Genomic DNA, 16110 nt, shown 5'->3' on the forward strand with positions numbered 1-16110 from the left:
GCCGCAGCACCCGCACCCCGTACGGCGGCAGGACGACCGTCGGCGGGCGGGGTGAAGGTCACCGGCCAGCCCCGGCCTGCGGCGTGAGATCCATGGCGGGCTCCAGGTCGTGGAGGACTGGAACTCGGCGAATCACAGTGCCCCGGCCGCGTTTCCCTGAGCCCACCGCGACGACGCCCAGCTGCGTGTTCGGCGCCGTCGAAGAGAGTGCCCGAAGCCAGCTCCAACGGCTTCGGGCGCCTCTCGCCGTGGGGGAGGATCTCGTCGATGGTCTTGAGGTCGGTGTCGGTGAGGGTGAGGTCGGCGGCGCCGGCGTTTTCCTGGATGCGCTTCGGGCTGCGGGTGCCGGGGATGGGCACGATGTGCTCGCCCCGGGTCAGGAGCCAGGCCAGGGCGAGCTGGGAGACGGTGGCGCCCTTGGCCGCCGCGAGGGCGGCGAGCCGGTCGACGGCTTCGATGTTCTTCTCGAAGTTGCCCGGCTGCCAGCGCGGGTCGACGTTGCGGATGTTGTCGGGCCGGCTGTTGAGAGGGCCGCCGATCTGCTCGGGAGGTACCGACATGTCGACGCCGAACTTGGTGGCCAGGACCACGTCGTCGCGGAAGTCCCTGACTGCCTTGCCGACGAGGATCTCGTTGGATCCGGTGCCCCAGCCGTACATCTCGGCGGTGTCGAAGAAGGTGACGCCCAGGTCGTGGGCGCGGCGGAGGGCGGCGACGCCGGCCTCCTCGTCGGTGGGTCCCTAGGCCATCGTCAGGCCCATCGCGCCTAGCCGATCGCCGAGACCTCAAGGCCCTGGCTTCCGAGTGTCCGGTTCTGCATGACTCACTCCTCGGAAAGAAACCAGAAGGCAATTTCCGGCGGACCGTTGTGTCAGTGCGTTGCGGCGGTCAGTCCGGCGCGGTGGATGCGGGTGTGCTCGGCGACGCGCCGGCCGAGGTGGCGGGCGGTGTTGAGGTCTGCGTCGTGGACGGCGGGTGTGTCGTTGAAGCTTTGCGCGCCGGCGCCGAGGTAGAAGCCGAGGCGGTTGTCGTCCTGGGGGCCGGATGTGGTGGTGTTCCAGCCCGGCAGGAGGTTCAGGCTCACCCAGAGCATTCCGTGCTGGGCCGCCAGGAGCGCCAGGTACTGCAGGGTGTGCAGCTTGTCGCCGCTCATGGAGCCGGAGTTGGTGAATCCCGCCGCGAGCTTGTCGCTCCAGGCGCGGGTCATCCACCGCTTGCTGGTGGCCTCGGCGAAGGCGTGGAACGCCCCCGAGGCGGTGCCCATGTAGGTGGGGGTACCGAAGATGATGGCGTCCGCGGCGTCCATCAGTTCCCAGTCGGCGTCGCTGAGGGAGGCGACGTCCACGCGGTGAACGTGCGTCCCGGCGATGGAGCGTGCGCCGTCGGCCACGGCCGTGGCGATCTGCGCGGTGTGGCCGTAGCCGGAATGCGACGCGATGACGATCGAGATATCGGACACGGGTGTTCCTATCCTGCCGCGATGGCGGCGTGTTCGGTGGTGTGCCGGCAGACGACGAGCTGCCCGGTGCGGCGGTCGGCCGCACTGCTCCACGAGTGGGGACCGACGTTCCGGGCCGGGGTGCGGGGCATGCCCAGGTGTCGCGGGCCGGCGCCGACCACCAGCAGCGTGGATCGTCGTTCCGCTTTGAACAGTAGCACCGATAAGGCGGCGATACGCAATATGGGATATCGTTGTTCCATGAACGAGGGACGACGCGCCGCGCGGCGCCAGGTACTGCAGGTGGCAGCCAAGCTCCTGGAGGAGGGCGGCAGCGAAGCGGTCTCCACGCGCGCGGTCGCCGCAGCCGCGGGCATCACGGCCCCCGCGCTGTACCGGATGTTCGACGACAAGGACGGACTCCTGGCCGAGCTGGCCGCCTACGGATTCGAGATGTACCTGGCCGAGAAACGGGAGGCACTGGCGCTGACCCCCGACGACCCGGTGGCCGACCTCTACCGCGGCTGGGACCTGCACGTCGACTTCGGACTGCGGCACCCCGCGTTCTACATGCTCATGTACGGCACCGTGCGGCCCGGGCGGCGGCCCCCCGCCGCGGACGAGGCGCACGCCCTGCTGGTGAGACTGCTGCGCCGCGCGGCCGAGGCCGGGCGCCTTCGGGTTCCGGTGGAGCAGGCGACCCGCGTCATTCACGCGGCGACGACGGGCGCCACGCTGGCGCTGATCGGCGAAGAGCCCTCGCAGCGGGACCTGACCACTTCGGCGCGGCTGCGGGACACCGTCATCGCCTCGGTCACCACGGACTCGCCCGCCTCATCCGGGTCCGACCTGGCCTCGCACGCACTCGCCCTCGATGCCGCACTTGAAACCGCGCTCGGCACCGGGGTACCTCTGCGAGACACGGAGACGGCTCTGCTGCGCGAATGGCTACAGCAGTTGGCAGGCTGAAGGGGCCGCCTGCTCCGCGGGCGGTGGGCGCAGTCGGTTACGCCGGCCGTGCAGAACTCGATGTGAGTGTCGGCAAACGACCGCTAGGGGCTTGCGGGCGCCGTGGGCACCGGCGTCAGGGCGACCAGTGCCGTCGAGGCACCGGAGTGGCAGGCCGTGGCGGACGAAGTCGATGAGCGCCTACGTGTGGGTCACCTGCCGCAGTGCCGTCCGCAGCCGGTCACCGGCGCCCAGCAGGTGGCTGCTGAGGAGGCTGGTGGCCTCCGCGACGTCGCGGGAGCGGATGGCGCGCAGCAGGTCGGCGTGGGCTTCCGCGGCGGGGTGGAGGTCGCGGTCCTGGGTGTTGGTGACGTCCAGGATGACCCCGAACACCGGGCGGTACTGCTCCCAGACGGCAGCCAGGCGCCGGTGTCCGGCCAGGGAGTAGAACGCGGAGTGAAACGCCAGGTCGGCCTGGGCGAAGGCGGCCGGGTCCCCCCTGTCGGCCGCCTCCCTCATGGCAGTGACCAGCGAGTCCAGTGCGTCGGTGTCACGTTTCCCGGCGCGCTCGACGGCGCGGGTGAGGGCCAGCGTCTCCATGGACTCGCGCAGCGTGAACAGCTCGTCGACATCGTCCTCGCTGAGCCCGGTGACATAGACACCGCGACGCCGGGATTCCACCAACCCTTCGGCCTCCAGCAGCCGCAGGGCGTCGCGGATCGGGCCACGGCTGACGTCGAACCGGCCCGCCAGGGCCCCCTCCACCAGATGCGTTCCCGGCTCCAGCTGCCCGGTGACGATCAGCACCCGCAGCTGGTGTGCCACGCGCTCCCCCAGCGGCAGCTGCCGCACCTGCCTCACGGCCAGCTGGTCCACGCCGACCCCTCCCTGGTTCTTCGCCACATGCCGTCAACGGTTGACGGGTGACTACTATCCCATCGTGCCCGACGGCCCACGGTCCAGGCGCAGCGGCTCGACCTTCGGCAGGAGGAAGGCGTACGTCGCCGCGCCGAGCAGCGCCACACAGCCGGCAGTGACGAGCGGGACGACGAAGGATCCGGAGCTGCCCATCAGCACGCCGAGGAGCAGCGGGGAGACGATCCCGGCGATATTGCCGGCGGTGTTCTGGATGCCGGCGATCGAGCCGACGTGTCCGGGCGTGGGCGCGATATCGCCGGGCAGCGCCCAGACGCTGGCGGCCGCGAAGGTGGAGCAGAAGTACGACGCGGACAGGGCCGTCAGCGCCATGCCGACGCTGGGCGACACGACGGCGAGCGCGATGACGGACGTCCCCAGCAGTCCTCCGACGAGGCAGAGCTTGCGGGCCTTGGTGATCGGGGTGCCACGCCGGACGAGCCAGTCGGAGACCAGGCCGCCGCACCAGCCGCCCACCATGGACGCGAGCCCCGGCACCATGCCCAGGAAGCCGAACTTCATCGTCGACAGGTGGTACGTCTCCACCAGGTACGACGGGAACCACGTAATGAAGAAGTAGGCGACAAAGTTGACGCAGAAGAAGCCGAGCATCATCGCCCACACCAGCCGGAACCGGAACAGGTCGCGCCAGCGGACCGCGGTCTGCTCGGGTGCGTCCGCGCGGTTCTGGCCGGCCTTGATGTACTCCATCTCCGGCTTCTTCAGTTGCCCGTGGTGCTCAGGGTCGCGGTAGTACAGCCACCAGCCGAACGCCCACAACACGCCCAGTCCGCCGGCCGCGGCGAAGGCGCCCCGCCAGCCGACCGCGGCGACGACCAGCGCGACGAGGGGGATGGACAGCGCGCCACCGACGGCGTTGCCGTTGTTGAAGGTCGCCGAAGCGAAGCTGCGCTCGGTCTTCGGGAACCACCGTGCGACGACCTTGGCGCTGGCCGGGAAGGACGGGGCCTCGCCCAGGCCGAGCACCATCCGCAGCACGATCAGCATCCCCGTGCTCCGCGCGAGCCCCATCAGCGCGGTGGCCACGCCCCACCACAGGCTCGCGAAGAACAGGGTGACGCGCGGGCCGAACCGGTCGGCCAGCCAGCCGCCCGGCATCTGCCCGAAGGCATACGTCCAGAAGAACGCCGACATGATCAGGCCGGCGACGGAGGGCGGTATGTGGAAGTCCTGGCTGATGTGTGGCAGTGAGACGCTGATGGCGGCGCGGTCGATGTAGTTGATCGTGATGCCGACGAACAGCAGGCCGAGTACGGCGAAGCGGACGCGGCCGACGCGGGGCGATCGGCCGGTGGCCGGGGTGTCCGGATCGGCGGGCCGGGTTCCGGGCTGCGTACCGGTCATACGGCGACTCCGTTGACGACGTTGCGGGGCGGCTTGCCGGACAGCACCAGGTCGAGGCTGTCGATCACGCTGGCGCGCAGGTTGTGGTACGCCTCGTGTGTCACGCCGGCGGCATGCGGATTCAGCAGTACGTCGGTACGGCCGCGTAGCGGCGAGGAGGCCGGCAGCGGCTCCTCGGTGAAGACATCGAGCGCGGCGCCCGCCAACTGCCCGGAGTCGAGGGCCCGTACGACCGCCGCCTCGTCCAGCACGCCACCGCGTCCGGCGTTCAGGACCCACGAGCCGCGCGGCATCCGCCGCAGCACATCTTCGCCGATCACTCCGCGAGTGGCGTCGTTGAGCGGCATGTGCAGGGTCAGCACATCGCTGCGCGCGGCGAGTTCGTCCAGGTCGACGTACTCACGGGCGGGCTCGCTGGGCACCGGGTCGTGGACGAGGACGCGCGCGCCGAAGGCGTCGAGGCGGCGGGCGACGGCGCGCCCGATGTTGCCGAATCCGGCGATCCCGACGGTCAGCGACGACACGTCGCGTCCCCTGACCCCTTCCGGTCCCCATTCGCCGCGCTCGACCTTGGCATGGCCGAAGGCGTACGGGCGCAGCAGGTACAGCAGCGCGCCCACGGTCCAGTCCGCCACCGCATCGGTGTTGAAGCCGGGCAGGTTGGCGACGGGGATGCCACGTTCGGCGGCAGCACGGTGGTCGACGCCGTCGAAGCCGACGGCGACGGACTGGAGCAGGCGGCAGTGCGGCATGGCGTCCAGCAGCTCCGCGGTGATGCGGCGCTCCTTCTCCAGCGGTGCCAGGACGATCGTGGCGGTCTCCAGGGTGCCGAGGTGGTCGCGCGGGTCCTCGTCCGGGCCGATCTCGGTGATCCGCAGGTCTGGGTGGTTCGGGAGAAGGCGGCGCAGCTCCGCTGGGCCGAGGTCGTTCAAGTGGTAAAGCGTGACCAGATGTTCGGACGGGTCGGGCATGTGTGCACTCCGGTGTTCGGGCGGCGTGGTGGCCACCCCGGCGGCTCGTGATACCGCAGATCCTCGGGCGCACGATAAGATTCGTCAACGGTTAACCGTAGACTGATTCGAAATGTTTCCGTGCCACCGGAGGGACCGCTCGCCCATGTCTGCGCAGACCACCGTCATCACCCCGCTGACCACCCCGTTCACCCCGGACGGCGAGCTCGACCTGGTCGCTGCCCGCGAACTTTTCCGCTTCACCGCCGACACCACAGGCCAGCTGATGATTGCCGGGACGACCGGGGAGTTCCCCGCCCTGGACCGTAAGGAGCGGCGCCAACTGACCGAACTCGCTCTGGAGGTTGGAGGGCCGGACGCCGCAATGGCCCACGTCGGCGCCCCCGATGCGCACACGGCCGTGGCCCTCACCCGCGACGCGGTCTCCGCGGGCGCCACCCGGCTCGCGGCGCTCACCCCCTACTACCTGCCCGCCGAGGCGGACGAGCTGCGGGACTACTTCCGGCGTGTACGGCAGGCCGCCGGGGACGCCGAGCTGTACGCGTACCTCTTCCCCGAGCGCAGTGGCATCACCGTCACCCCTGAGCTGTTCGCGCAGCTGGCGGGAGAGTGCGACCTGGCCGGCGTCAAACTGAGCGGTTCTCCGTCCACCGAGGTCGCCGCGTATCGTGCTGTACTTCCGGCGGAGTTCACCGTCTACTCGGGCAACGACGCCCTGCTCACCACGGTGCTCGACGAGGGCGGTGCAGGCGTGATCTCCGGCTGCTCCGGTGCGCTCCCCGAGCCCTTCCTGGAGCTGGCCGCCGCCAAGCTGGCCGGTGCCGGAGCCGACGAACTCGCGACGCTGCAGGAGCGTGTGGACCGCGTCGTCGCCTTGCTGGGCCCGAGCCCCGGACGGATCAAGCACGCCCTGCGCGTTCGCGGCCTGCCGGCTGGATCCTCCCGCATGACCGTCGGCGCCCCGGAGGCGACGACGGCGGCTGAGATCGAGAAGCTGGTGGCGGATCTGGTCGGCTGAGTTCCGGCGATGTCAGCCCTCGCGCTGAAGTCGAGCGCGATCGTGGAACACGGCCCCGCCGAGCGCGTAGCCACCGCCCAGGCCCATCCGTACACGCCCCGGAGCTGGGCGCGGCGGCGGCCAGGAGCTGGGTGTAGGGGTGGCGCGGGGCCAGGATCACCTCGTCCGGCCCGACCCGGACCTCGGGCGGGCGCCGGTTACATGCGTCCATCGCGAACGGACAGCGTGGCCGGAAGCGGCAGCCGTCCCCGGCCACCACCTCGCGCCGCTCGGCGTCCCGGCGCGCCCGCGCCGCCAGCCGTGCCGCCCGCGCGGCCCGCGCCTGCTCCCGGTTCGCCACTCCCGGCGCTGGCTGGGGGCGGACGGCGGTGGGCGGCCGTGGCCGTGGCGGTGACAGCGTTGTCGGCCTCGACTGATCACCTGTGCGTAGTTTGTCCTGACAACAGAACTTCACGACTTCCCGTCATGTGCTCATCCGGATACTCTCGGCCCGTGGCTATGGAGGATGAAGACGCTTCGGGCGGGGCGGAGGCGCTCCAGCTCAGCGTCGACCGCAGCAGTCCGGTCCCGCTGTACTTCCAGCTGTCCCAGCAGCTCGAGGCGGCGATCGAGCAGGGGCGGCTGGCGCCCGGCAGCCTGCTGGGCAACGAGATCGAGCTGGCCGGGCGGCTCGGGCTGTCCCGCCCCACCGTCCGGCAGGCCATCTCGTCGCTGGTCGACAAGGGGCTGCTGGTGCGCCGCCGGGGCGTGGGCACGCAGGTCGTGCACAGCCAGGTCAAGCGCCCGCTGGAGCTGAGCAGCCTCTACGACGACCTGGAGGCGGCCGGTCAGCGCCCCGCCACCCAGGTGCTGCGGAACACCACCGAGCCCGCGACCGCCGAGGTCGCCGCCGCGCTCGGCGTCGCGGAGGGCGAGGAGGTGGTGCTGATCGAGCGGCTGCGGCTGGCGCACGGCGAGCCCATGGCCCATCTGCGCAACCACCTCCCGGCGGGCCTGCTCAAGCTGGACAGCGCCGAGCTGGAGGACACCGGGCTCTACCGGCTGATGCGCGCGGCCGGGATCACCCTGCACAGCGCACGCCAGGCGGTCGGCGCCCGCGCGGCCACCGCCGAGGAGGGGGAGCAGCTCGGGGAGCCGGCGGGCGCGCCGCTGCTGACCATGGAGCGCACGACCTTCGACGACACCGGCCGGGCCGTGGAGTTCGGCTCGCACACCTACCGGGCCTCGCGCTACGCCTTCGAGTTCCAGCTGCTCGTACGCCCCTGAGCACCGCCTCGCGCCGTGTGCCGCGCCCTTTGTCCTTGACGTGTCCCGCGTCCCCGGCTACAAGTCCTCAAGCCGTACGGGCGCCGGGCCCCGCCCACCCCGGCGGCCCCGGCGATGACCGGTGACGGATACTTGGGCGGCGGCCGGGACCGATCATGCGGTGCCCGGCCGTGAAGGTGACGCTGGGGACGAACACACAGGGAGAAGGGCGGGTCTTCGTGGCGACGGTGCGGAGAGGGGCACGCGCGATGACCGCCGCCGTGCTCGCGGCGGTGCTGGGTACGGCGTTGGCGGGCTGCAGCGATACGGGCGGCAAGCGGGCCGAGGAGCGGGCCGCCCGGGAGGCGGCCGCCGGGGGACGGGCGGCGGTCAACACCCCGAGGTGGACCTTCGCGATGGTCACCCACTCCGGCGACGGCGACACCTTCTGGGACATCGTCCAGAGCGGCGCCAAGCAGGCCGCGGTCAAGGACAACATCAAGTTCCTCTACGCCCACAACGAGGAGGGCAAGGAGCAGGCCCAGCTGGTCCAGTCCTACATCGACCAGAAGGTCGACGGCCTGATCGTCACCCTCGCCAAGCCCGACGCCATGAAGTCCGTGGTGAACAAGGCCCGCAAGGCCGGGATACCGGTGATCACCGTCAACTCCGGCGCCGAGGTGTCCAAGGCGTTCGGCGCGCTCACCCACGTCGGCCAGGACGAGACCATCGCGGGCGAGGCCGTCGGCGACGAGCTCGACAAGCGGGGCCGGAAGAAGGCGCTGTGCGTGATCCACGAGCAGGGCAACGTCGGCCTTGAGCAGCGCTGCGACGGCGCGGCCAAGACCTTCGACGGCAAGATGGAGAAGATCTACGTCGAGGGCACCAACATGCCCGATGTGCAGTCCTCGATCGAGGCCAAGCTCCAGTCCGACAAGGGCATCGACACCGTGGTCACCCTCGGCGCGCCCTTCGCGGATACCGCCGCCAAGGCCGCCGACCAGGCGGGCAGCAAGGCCGAGATCGACACCTTCGACCTCAACGCGAAGGTCGCCGCCGCGCTCCAGGACGGCACGCTCGGCTTCGCCGTGGACCAGCAGCCGTACCTCCAGGGCTACGAGGCCGTGGATCTGCTGTGGCTCAACCGCTACAACGCCGATGTGCTCGGTGGCGGCAGGCCGGTGCTCACCGGTCCGCAGATCATCACCAAGGACGACGCCGCCGAGCTCGCGTCGTACACGAAGCGGGGGACCCGATGAGCGCGGAGGCACCGCCCGCCGAGGAGACCCTTTCGAGTCCGCGGCCGGTGCGCGGCTCGCTGCCGCGCCGGCTGGTGGGCCGGCCGGAGCTGGGCGCGGTCGTCGGCGCCGTCGCCGTCTTCGTCTTCTTCTCGATCGTCGCCGACGCCTTCCTCCAGTGGTCCAGCTTCAGCACCGTGCTGTACGCCTCCTCGACCATCGGGATCATGGCGGTGCCGGTGGCGCTGCTGATGATCGGCGGGGAGTTCGATCTGTCGACCGGGGTCCTGGTGACCAGCTCGGCGCTGATCTCCTCGATGTTCTCGTACCAGATGACGGCGAACGTGTGGGTCGGCGTCGGGGTGTCCCTGCTGGCCACCCTCGCGATCGGCTTCTTCAACGGCTATCTGCTGGTCCGCACCAATCTGCCGAGCTTCATCATCACGCTCGGCACCTTCCTGATCCTCCAGGGCTGCAACCTCGGCTTCACCAAGCTGATCAGCGACACCGTCTCGACCAAGAGCATCTCCGACATGGAGGGCTTCCCCTCCGCCCGTAAGGTCTTCGCCTCGCATCTGACCATCGGGGACGTCGAAGTGCAGATCACCGTCCTGTGGTGGTTCGCCCTGATCGCGCTCGCCACCTGGATCCTGCTGCGCACCCGCGCCGGGAACTGGATCTTCGCGGTGGGCGGCGCCAAGGAGGCGGCCCGCGCGGTCGGCGTGCCCGTGGAGCGCACCAAGATCGGCCTCTATCTGGGCGTCGCGCTGGCCGCCTGGATCTCCGGCCAGCATCTGCTGTTCAACTACGACGTCGTCCAGTCCGGCGAGGGCGTGGGCAATGAGCTGCTCTACATCATCGCGGCCGTCATCGGCGGCTGTCTGCTGACCGGCGGCTACGGCTCGGCGGTCGGCGCGGCCGTCGGCGCGTTCATCTTCGGCATGACCAACAAGGGCATCGTCTACGCGCAGTGGGGCGCCGACTGGTTCAAGTTCTTCCTCGGGGCGATGCTGCTGCTCGCCACGCTGCTCAACTGGTGGGTCCGCAAGCGGGCGGAGGAGAGCAAATGAGCACATCCCAGACATCCAAGGTGTCTGAGACATCCCCGGCGTCCCGGGCGGCCCTGGTCGAGCTGAGCGACATCAGCAAGTACTACGGCAACGTCAAGGCCCTGGACGGCGTCTCCCTGGAGGTGCGCGCCGGGGAGATCACCTGCGTCCTCGGGGACAACGGCGCGGGCAAGTCCACCCTCATCAAGATCGTCGCCGGGTTGCACCAGCACGACGGCGGAACCTTCGCCATCGAGGGGGAGGAGACCCGGCTGGGCTCCCCGCGCGAGGCCCTCGACCGCGGGATCGCCACGGTCTACCAGGACCTCGCCGTGGTCCCGCTGATGCCGGTGTGGCGGAACTTCTTCCTGGGCTCGGAGATGCACAAGGGCCGCGGACCGCTCCGCCGCCTCGACGTGGAGGCGATGCGCACCACGACCCACCGCGAACTGCTGCGCATGGGCATCGATCTGCGCGATGTCGACCAGCCCATCGGCACCCTCTCCGGCGGCCAGCGCCAGTGCGTGGCCATCGCCCGCGCCGTCCACTTCGGCGCGAAGGTGCTCATCCTGGACGAGCCCACGGCGGCGCTGGGCGTCAAGCAGTCCGGGGTCGTGCTCAAGTACGTCGCGGCCGCCCGGGACGCGGGCCTCGGCGTGGTCCTCATCACCCACAACCCGCACCACGCCTATCTCGTCGGCGACCGCTTCGTGCTGCTCAAGCGCGGCACCATGGCGGGCAGCCACACCAAGGACGAGATCGCCCTGGAGGAGCTCACCCGGCAGATGGCGGGCGGCAGCGAGCTGGAGCAGCTCAGCCATGAACTGGCCCGCACCCCCGCCCCCGATCTGTCGGGAGGGGTCGCCAAGGGTTGAGCCGGTTCGCCAAGGGGTGAGCCGGTTCGCCGAGGGTTGAGCGGGTTCGCCAAGGGGTGAGCCGGTTCGCCACGGGCTGAGCGGCCGGGCCGTCGGCCGTGTTCCGGTGCTTCCCGGGGGCCGCGCGCCGTAGGCTCGCCATGCGGCATGAGGCGCGGGTGAGGCACAATCGCACGGCGGGCCACACCCGCCACGACCGACGCACCCGAGGCCCCGCGGCCTCCCGAGACCCCCGCAGGGACGACGAACTCTTGCGAGCACGTACCCGCAGCGACCGTACCCCCCACACCGGCGAGGGGGCCGGCCGATGAGCATCTACCGCGAACGAGTGCACCGGGGCTCGGCCCGGGCCACCGTGCTGCGGACCGTCGGCACCCGTGAGCGCCGCTCGCACCTCAGCGCGCCCCGGGTGCCCACGGTCGGCATCGACATCGGCGGCACCAAGGTGATGGCCGGGGTCGTCGACGCCGACGGCACCATCCTCGAGAAGCTGCGCACCGAGACGCCGGACAAGTCCAAGAGCCCCAAGGTCGTCGAGGACACCATCACCGAACTGGTGCTGGACCTCTCCGACCGGCACGATGTGCACGCCGTGGGCATCGGCGCCGCGGGCTGGGTGGACGCCGACCGCAACCGCGTGCTGTTCGCCCCGCACCTGTCCTGGCGCAACGAACCGCTGCGCGACCGGCTCGCGGAGCGGCTCGCCGTCCCGGTCATGGTCGACAACGACGCCAACGCCGCCGCGTGGGCGGAGTGGCGGTTCGGCGCCGGGCGCGGCGAGGACCATCTCGTCATGATCACCCTCGGCACCGGGATCGGCGGCGCGATCCTGGAGGACGGCCAGGTCAAGCGCGGCAAGTACGGGGTCGCCGGGGAGTTCGGCCATATGCAGGTCGTCCCGGCCGGCCACCGCTGCCCGTGCGGCAACCGCGGCTGCTGGGAGCAGTACAGCTCCGGCAACGCCCTCGTCCGCGAGGCCCGTGAACTGGCCGCCGCCGAATCGCCGGTGGCGTACGGGATCAACGACCGGGTCGGCGGCAACATCCAGGAGATCACCGGGCCGCTCATCACCGAGCTGGCCCGCCAGGGCGACGCCATGTGCATCGAACTGCTCCAGGACATCGGCCAGTGGCTCGGCGTCGGCATCGCCAACCTCGCCGCCGCCCTCGACCCCTCCTGCTTCGTCATCGGCGGCGGCGTCAGCGCCGCCGACGACCTGCTGATCGCCCCCGCCCGGGACGCCTTCCGGCGCACCCTCACCGGCCGCGGCTACCGGCCGGAGGCCCGGATCGTCAAGGCGCAGCTGGGCCCCGAGGCCGGGATGGTCGGCGCCGCCGACCTCGCCCGGCTGGTCGCCCGCCGCTTCCGCCGCGCCAACCGCCGCCGCGTCGAGCGGTACGAGCGCGCCGGGTCCTCCTCCCCGCTGCGGCTGGCGCCGCGCGGCCAGGCAGGCCGCGAATGACCGCCGCCGACCAGCGGCCCGGCGCCGCGATGCCCCCGGCCGACGGCATGCGCCCCGGCGGGCCCACACCGGGCGGCCCCACACCGGGCGGCCCCACACCGGGCGGGCCCACGTCCGGCGGACCCATGCCCGGCGGCGGCCGTCCGCCCCGCCGCTGGCTCAAGATCCTGGTCGTCTTCCTGCTGATCGCGATCCCGGCGGGCTATCTGGTGATCTCCGCCATCCAGAGCCGCAACGGCGGTGAGGACAAGGCGGAGGCGGCCTCGGCCAAGGGCCTTGCGGCGGGCTACCCGACCCGGGTTCAGCGGCGCATATACGACGTGCCGGTGCCGCCCTACTCCAAGAAGGTCGCCTTCTACGAGACCAACTCCTGGAAGGTCAGCTCGCTGTACGTGCAGTTCGTCACGTCCCGCGATGGCCTCGACTCCTTCCTGGCCAAGCTCGGAACCCGCCGCTCCGCCCTGGACAAGGGCGAGGTGACCATCACCAAGGAGCAGGCCAGGAAGGTCGGTTGGCAGGTCGGAGCGCCCGGTCACGACTGGGCGGGGATGGTCATCAAGCGACAAGATCCGCAACCCAAGCTGAGGATCACCGTCAAGTTCGACAGCCCGGCGCATCCGAAGGTTTACGTGGTCTCCACGGTCACGCCGTAAGGCCTTCACATTCTGGGCGCATCGCGCCCGAAAACCCCGCCACCCGGGTCGGATACCGTTTTCGGGTGAGCGAGACGAAGACACTTCAGTACCGGACCGATGGCCCCGAGGACGGGCCCGTGCTCGTCCTCGGACCGTCGCTGGGCACCACCTGGCACATGTGGGACCGCCAGATACCCGAGCTCTCCCGCCACTGGCGCGTCCTCCGCTTCGACCTCCCCGGCCACGGCGGCGCCCCCGCCCATCCGGCCCCCTCCGTGGCCGAGCTCGCCGCCCGGCTGCTGGCCACCCTCGACCAGCTCGGCGTCGAGCGCTTCGGCTACGCGGGCTGCTCGATCGGCGGGGCCATCGGCGCCGAACTCGCCCTGCGACATCCCCATAGAGTGGGCTCACTCGCTCTCGTCTCCGCCTCCCCGCGCTTCGGCACCGCCGACTCCTACCGGCAGCGCGGCGTCGTGGTCCGCACCAACGGCCTCGACCCGATCGCCCGCGCCACCCCCGAGCGCTGGTTCACCCCCGGCTTCGCCGCCGCCCAGCCCGCCATCGTCGACTGGGCCGTCCAGATGGTCCGCACCACCGACCCCGGCTGCTACATCGCCGCCTGCGAGGCCCTCGCCGCCTTCGACATCCGCGCCGAGCTCAGCCGGATCGGCATCCCCACCCTCGTGGTGGCCGGCGCCGACGACCAGGTCACCCCGGCCGCCGACGCCCGCGTCCTGGTCGCCGGGATCGCCGACGCACGGCTCGCGCTGGTCCCCGGCGCCTCCCATCTCACCCCCGTCGAACAGCCGATGGCCGTCACCGATCTGCTGGTGCGCCACTTCTCCAGCTCCTGGCAGACCCCGGACCACCCGACCGGGATGACCGCGGTCCCCGCGCCCCCGTCCAAGCCCGTGCTCTCGCCGGTGCCGCCCGGCGCCGAGGTCGTCGGTTTCGCCCACAACGTGCCCGAACCGCTGCTGGACGCCCGCGCCGACGCGTACGACCAGGGCATCAAGGTGCGCCGCGAGGTGCTCGGCGACGCCCATGTGGACCGCGCGCAGTCCCTGGCCGACGAGTTCACCGGCGACTTCCAGGACTTCATCACCCGGTACGCCTGGGGCGAGGTGTGGACCCGGCCCGGAATCGACCGGCGGATCCGCAGCGTGGTCACCCTCACCGCCCTCGCCGCCCGCGGCCACCTCGACGAACTCGCCTTCCACACCCGGGCCGCGCTGCGCAACGGGCTCACCCCCACCGAGATCAAGGAGGTGCTGCTGCACACCGGCGTCTACTGCGGGGTGCCGACGGCGAACTCCGCCTTCGCCGTGGCCCAGCGGATCATCCGCGAGGAGACGAGCCCTGAGGGCTGAGGAGACAGGCCCGGAAGGGCAGTGCGGTCAACGGGGGCCGCGGTAGCACAATGATCTCCATGAAGCTCACCAAGAAGGGCCATGCCTGCGTCCGGATCGAGAAGGACGGGCAGACGCTCGTCATCGACCCCGGAACCTTCAGCGAAGAGGACGCCGCGGTCGGCGCGGACGCGATCCTGGTCACCCACGAGCACTTCGACCACTTCAACGAGGAGCGGCTGCGCACGGCGCTCGACGCCAACCCGGCCGCCCACATCTGGACCCTCTCCAGCGTCTCCGCCCAGATCTCGGCGGCGTTCCCCGGGCGGGTGCACACCATCGGGGAGGGCGACTCCTTCACCGCGGCGGGATTCGACATCGAGGTCCACGGCCAGCTGCACGCCGTCATCCACCCCGACATCCCCCGGATCACCAATGTGGGCTATCTGCTGGACGGCACGCTCTTCCACCCCGGCGACGCCCTCACCGTGCCCGCCGGGCGGCGGGTGGACACGCTGATGCTGCCGGTGCACGCCCCCTGGAACAAGTTCGCCGAGATCCTCGACTACGTCCGCGCGGTCGGCCCGCGCCGGGCCATCGACATCCACGACGCCCTGCTGTCCGACGTCGCGCACATGGTCTACGGGCGGATGCTCGGCCCCGAGGGCCCCGGTACGGAAGGCGCCGAGCACCTGCGGCTGACCCCGGGCGAATCCCTCACCCTCTGAGGGCCGGGCCGGCTGTCAGAGCCGGGATGTAGGTTGTGCCCTATGCGCATCGCGACCTGGAACGTCAATTCGATCACCGCCCGGCTGCCCCGGCTGCTGGCCTGGCTGGAGAGCAGCGGCACGGACGTCCTGTGCGTCCAGGAGACCAAGTGCGCCGAGTCCGCCTTCCCGTACGAGCCGCTGCGCGAGCTCGGCTACGAGGCCGCGGTCAACGCCACCGGCCGGTGGAACGGAGTGGCGCTGCTCTCCAAGGCCGGGCTCACGGACGTCACCGTGGGCCTCCCCGGCGGCCCGGACTACGACGGCGGCCAGGAGCCGCGGGCGATAGGCGCCACCTGCGGCCCGGTCCGCCTCTGGTCGGTCTATGTGCCCAACGGCCGGGAGATCGGCCACCCCCACTACGACTACAAGCTGCGCTGGCTGGAGGCGCTGCGCACGGCCGTCGCGGGGGACGCGGCCGGTGAGCGCCCCTTCGCGGTCCTCGGCGACTTCAATGTGGCGCCGACCGACGAGGACGTCTGGGACCGCCCCGCCTTCGACGGGCTGACGCATGTGACGGACCTGGAGCGCGAGGCCCTGGCGGCGCTGCGCGAGGCGGGTCTTTCGGACGTGGTGCCGCGGCCGCTGAAGTACGACCGCCCCTTCACCTACTGGGACTACCGCGAGCTGTGCTTCCCCAAGAACCGCGGCATGCGCATCGACCTGGTCTACGGCAACGAGACGTTCGCCAAGGCGGTCGGCGACGCGTATGTGGACCGCGAGGAGCGCAAGGGCAAGGGCGCCTCCGACCACGCCCCGGTCGTCGTCGACCTGGAGGTGTGACCCCGCGGCGGGTCGGGTGACCCGCGGCGGTTCGGGTGACCCGCGGCGAGGT

General features: G+C 71.2%; 17 protein-coding genes and 1 pseudogene. 11 read left to right on the top strand and 7 right to left on the bottom strand.

What is annotated here, in order from left to right; translation table 11 throughout:
* Positions 1–245: 245 nt before the first annotated feature.
* The 3 genes and pseudogenes from IEJ02_RS31935 to IEJ02_RS31945 all read right to left on the bottom strand — a co-directional run.
* Positions 246–820, bottom strand: a pseudogene (locus tag IEJ02_RS31935) (aldo/keto reductase); the annotation flags it as partial.
* A gap of 51 nt (positions 821–871) precedes the next feature.
* Positions 872–1459, bottom strand: coding sequence for a flavodoxin family protein (locus tag IEJ02_RS31940; RefSeq protein WP_191068006.1), 588 nt, complete (start codon positions 1457–1459; stop codon positions 872–874).
* An 8-nt stretch (positions 1460–1467) separates the two neighbouring features.
* A complete protein-coding gene (locus IEJ02_RS31945) occupies positions 1468–1659 on the bottom strand; it encodes a hypothetical protein (RefSeq protein ID WP_191068007.1) in 192 nt (63 codons plus the stop codon).
* Positions 1660–1699: 40 nt separating this feature from the next.
* On the opposite strand from IEJ02_RS31945, the gene IEJ02_RS31950 reads away from it, so the two are divergent.
* Positions 1700–2407 (top strand): TetR/AcrR family transcriptional regulator, encoded by a 708-nt coding sequence (locus IEJ02_RS31950; RefSeq protein ID WP_191068008.1) that lies wholly within the window; start codon positions 1700–1702, stop codon positions 2405–2407.
* A gap of 180 nt (positions 2408–2587) precedes the next feature.
* On the opposite strand, the gene IEJ02_RS31955 is transcribed toward IEJ02_RS31950, so the two are convergent.
* Genes IEJ02_RS31955 through IEJ02_RS31965 form a run of 3 tightly spaced genes read right to left on the bottom strand, consistent with a single transcriptional unit; the run spans position 2588 to position 5637 of the window.
* Positions 2588–3262, bottom strand: coding sequence for a GntR family transcriptional regulator (locus IEJ02_RS31955; RefSeq protein WP_275561589.1), 675 nt, complete (start codon positions 3260–3262; stop codon positions 2588–2590).
* 54 nt (positions 3263–3316) lie between these two features.
* Positions 3317–4666 carry an MFS transporter gene (locus IEJ02_RS31960; RefSeq protein WP_191068009.1) on the bottom strand — a complete coding sequence of 450 codons (1350 nt, stop codon included), beginning with the start codon at positions 4664–4666 and terminating at the stop codon, positions 3317–3319.
* Positions 4663–5637 (bottom strand): 2-hydroxyacid dehydrogenase, encoded by a 975-nt coding sequence (locus IEJ02_RS31965; RefSeq protein WP_191068010.1) that lies wholly within the window; start codon positions 5635–5637, stop codon positions 4663–4665. Before IEJ02_RS31965 ends, IEJ02_RS31960 begins: the two co-directional genes overlap by 4 nt.
* 145 nt (positions 5638–5782) lie before the next feature.
* Between IEJ02_RS31965 and IEJ02_RS31970 the strand changes: the two genes are divergently transcribed.
* Positions 5783–6655, top strand: a complete 873-nt coding sequence (locus IEJ02_RS31970; protein ID WP_191068011.1) for a dihydrodipicolinate synthase family protein — start codon at positions 5783–5785, stop codon at positions 6653–6655.
* On the opposite strand, the gene IEJ02_RS31975 is transcribed toward IEJ02_RS31970, so the two are convergent.
* The gene (locus IEJ02_RS31975) at positions 6537–7109 is read right to left on the bottom strand and encodes an ABC transporter ATP-binding protein (RefSeq protein ID WP_317985976.1); all 573 of its coding nucleotides are present in this window, start codon (positions 7107–7109) and stop codon (positions 6537–6539) included. The genes IEJ02_RS31970 and IEJ02_RS31975 overlap by 119 nt on opposite strands.
* Before the next feature lie 44 nt (positions 7110–7153).
* On the opposite strand from IEJ02_RS31975, the gene IEJ02_RS31980 reads away from it, so the two are divergent.
* The 9 genes from IEJ02_RS31980 (at position 7154) to IEJ02_RS32020 (ending at position 16058) form a co-directional block, all read left to right on the top strand.
* Positions 7154–7921, top strand: a complete 768-nt coding sequence (locus IEJ02_RS31980) for a GntR family transcriptional regulator (protein WP_191068041.1) — start codon at positions 7154–7156, stop codon at positions 7919–7921.
* 248 nt (positions 7922–8169) lie between these two features.
* Positions 8170–9159: a sugar ABC transporter substrate-binding protein gene (locus IEJ02_RS31985; RefSeq protein ID WP_191068013.1), complete on the top strand. Its 990-nt coding sequence runs from the start codon at positions 8170–8172 to the stop codon at positions 9157–9159.
* Complete coding sequence (locus IEJ02_RS31990) at positions 9156–10208, top strand: ABC transporter permease (RefSeq protein WP_191068014.1); 1053 nt, start codon at positions 9156–9158, stop codon at positions 10206–10208. The genes IEJ02_RS31985 and IEJ02_RS31990 overlap by 4 nt, the downstream gene beginning before the upstream one ends.
* Positions 10205–11062 carry an ATP-binding cassette domain-containing protein gene (locus IEJ02_RS31995; protein WP_191068015.1) on the top strand — a complete coding sequence of 286 codons (858 nt, stop codon included), beginning with the start codon at positions 10205–10207 and terminating at the stop codon, positions 11060–11062. Before IEJ02_RS31990 ends, IEJ02_RS31995 begins: the two co-directional genes overlap by 4 nt.
* 307 nt (positions 11063–11369) lie before the next feature.
* Positions 11370–12524: an ROK family glucokinase gene (locus IEJ02_RS32000; RefSeq protein WP_137980006.1), complete on the top strand. Its 1155-nt coding sequence runs from the start codon at positions 11370–11372 to the stop codon at positions 12522–12524.
* Positions 12521–13177 carry a hypothetical protein gene (locus IEJ02_RS32005; protein WP_191068016.1) on the top strand — a complete coding sequence of 219 codons (657 nt, stop codon included), beginning with the start codon at positions 12521–12523 and terminating at the stop codon, positions 13175–13177. The genes IEJ02_RS32000 and IEJ02_RS32005 overlap by 4 nt, the downstream gene beginning before the upstream one ends.
* Before the next feature lie 65 nt (positions 13178–13242).
* Positions 13243–14529 carry a bifunctional 3-oxoadipate enol-lactonase/4-carboxymuconolactone decarboxylase PcaDC gene (gene pcaDC, locus IEJ02_RS32010; protein ID WP_191068017.1) on the top strand — a complete coding sequence of 429 codons (1287 nt, stop codon included), beginning with the start codon at positions 13243–13245 and terminating at the stop codon, positions 14527–14529.
* Positions 14530–14588: 59 nt separating this feature from the next.
* Positions 14589–15236, top strand: a complete 648-nt coding sequence (locus IEJ02_RS32015; protein ID WP_191068018.1) for an MBL fold metallo-hydrolase — start codon at positions 14589–14591, stop codon at positions 15234–15236.
* Between the two features lie 42 nt (positions 15237–15278).
* A complete protein-coding gene (locus tag IEJ02_RS32020; protein ID WP_191068019.1) occupies positions 15279–16058 on the top strand; it encodes an exodeoxyribonuclease III in 780 nt (259 codons plus the stop codon).
* Positions 16059–16110: the final 52 nt, after the last annotated feature.

Origin of the sequence: Streptomyces sp. 5-10 (assembly GCF_014712245.1) — a bacterium.
GTDB lineage: Bacteria > Actinomycetota > Actinomycetes > Streptomycetales > Streptomycetaceae > Streptomyces > Streptomyces violaceusniger.

Coding starts and splice junctions, on each gene's coding strand:
- IEJ02_RS31965 (WP_191068010.1), bottom strand. CDS start 5,637: ATGCCCGACCCGTCCGAACATCTGGTCACGCTTTACCACTTGAACGAC.
- IEJ02_RS31990 (WP_191068014.1), top strand. CDS start 9,156: ATGAGCGCGGAGGCACCGCCCGCCGAGGAGACCCTTTCGAGTCCGCGG.
- IEJ02_RS32020 (WP_191068019.1), top strand. CDS start 15,279: ATGCGCATCGCGACCTGGAACGTCAATTCGATCACCGCCCGGCTGCCC.
- IEJ02_RS32015 (WP_191068018.1), top strand. CDS start 14,589: ATGAAGCTCACCAAGAAGGGCCATGCCTGCGTCCGGATCGAGAAGGAC.
- IEJ02_RS32000 (WP_137980006.1), top strand. CDS start 11,370: ATGAGCATCTACCGCGAACGAGTGCACCGGGGCTCGGCCCGGGCCACC.
- IEJ02_RS32005 (WP_191068016.1), top strand. CDS start 12,521: ATGACCGCCGCCGACCAGCGGCCCGGCGCCGCGATGCCCCCGGCCGAC.
- IEJ02_RS31950 (WP_191068008.1), top strand. CDS start 1,700: ATGAACGAGGGACGACGCGCCGCGCGGCGCCAGGTACTGCAGGTGGCA.
- IEJ02_RS31980 (WP_191068041.1), top strand. CDS start 7,154: ATGGAGGATGAAGACGCTTCGGGCGGGGCGGAGGCGCTCCAGCTCAGC.
- IEJ02_RS31960 (WP_191068009.1), bottom strand. CDS start 4,666: ATGACCGGTACGCAGCCCGGAACCCGGCCCGCCGATCCGGACACCCCG.
- IEJ02_RS31985 (WP_191068013.1), top strand. CDS start 8,170: ATGACCGCCGCCGTGCTCGCGGCGGTGCTGGGTACGGCGTTGGCGGGC.
- IEJ02_RS31970 (WP_191068011.1), top strand. CDS start 5,783: ATGTCTGCGCAGACCACCGTCATCACCCCGCTGACCACCCCGTTCACC.
- IEJ02_RS31995 (WP_191068015.1), top strand. CDS start 10,205: ATGAGCACATCCCAGACATCCAAGGTGTCTGAGACATCCCCGGCGTCC.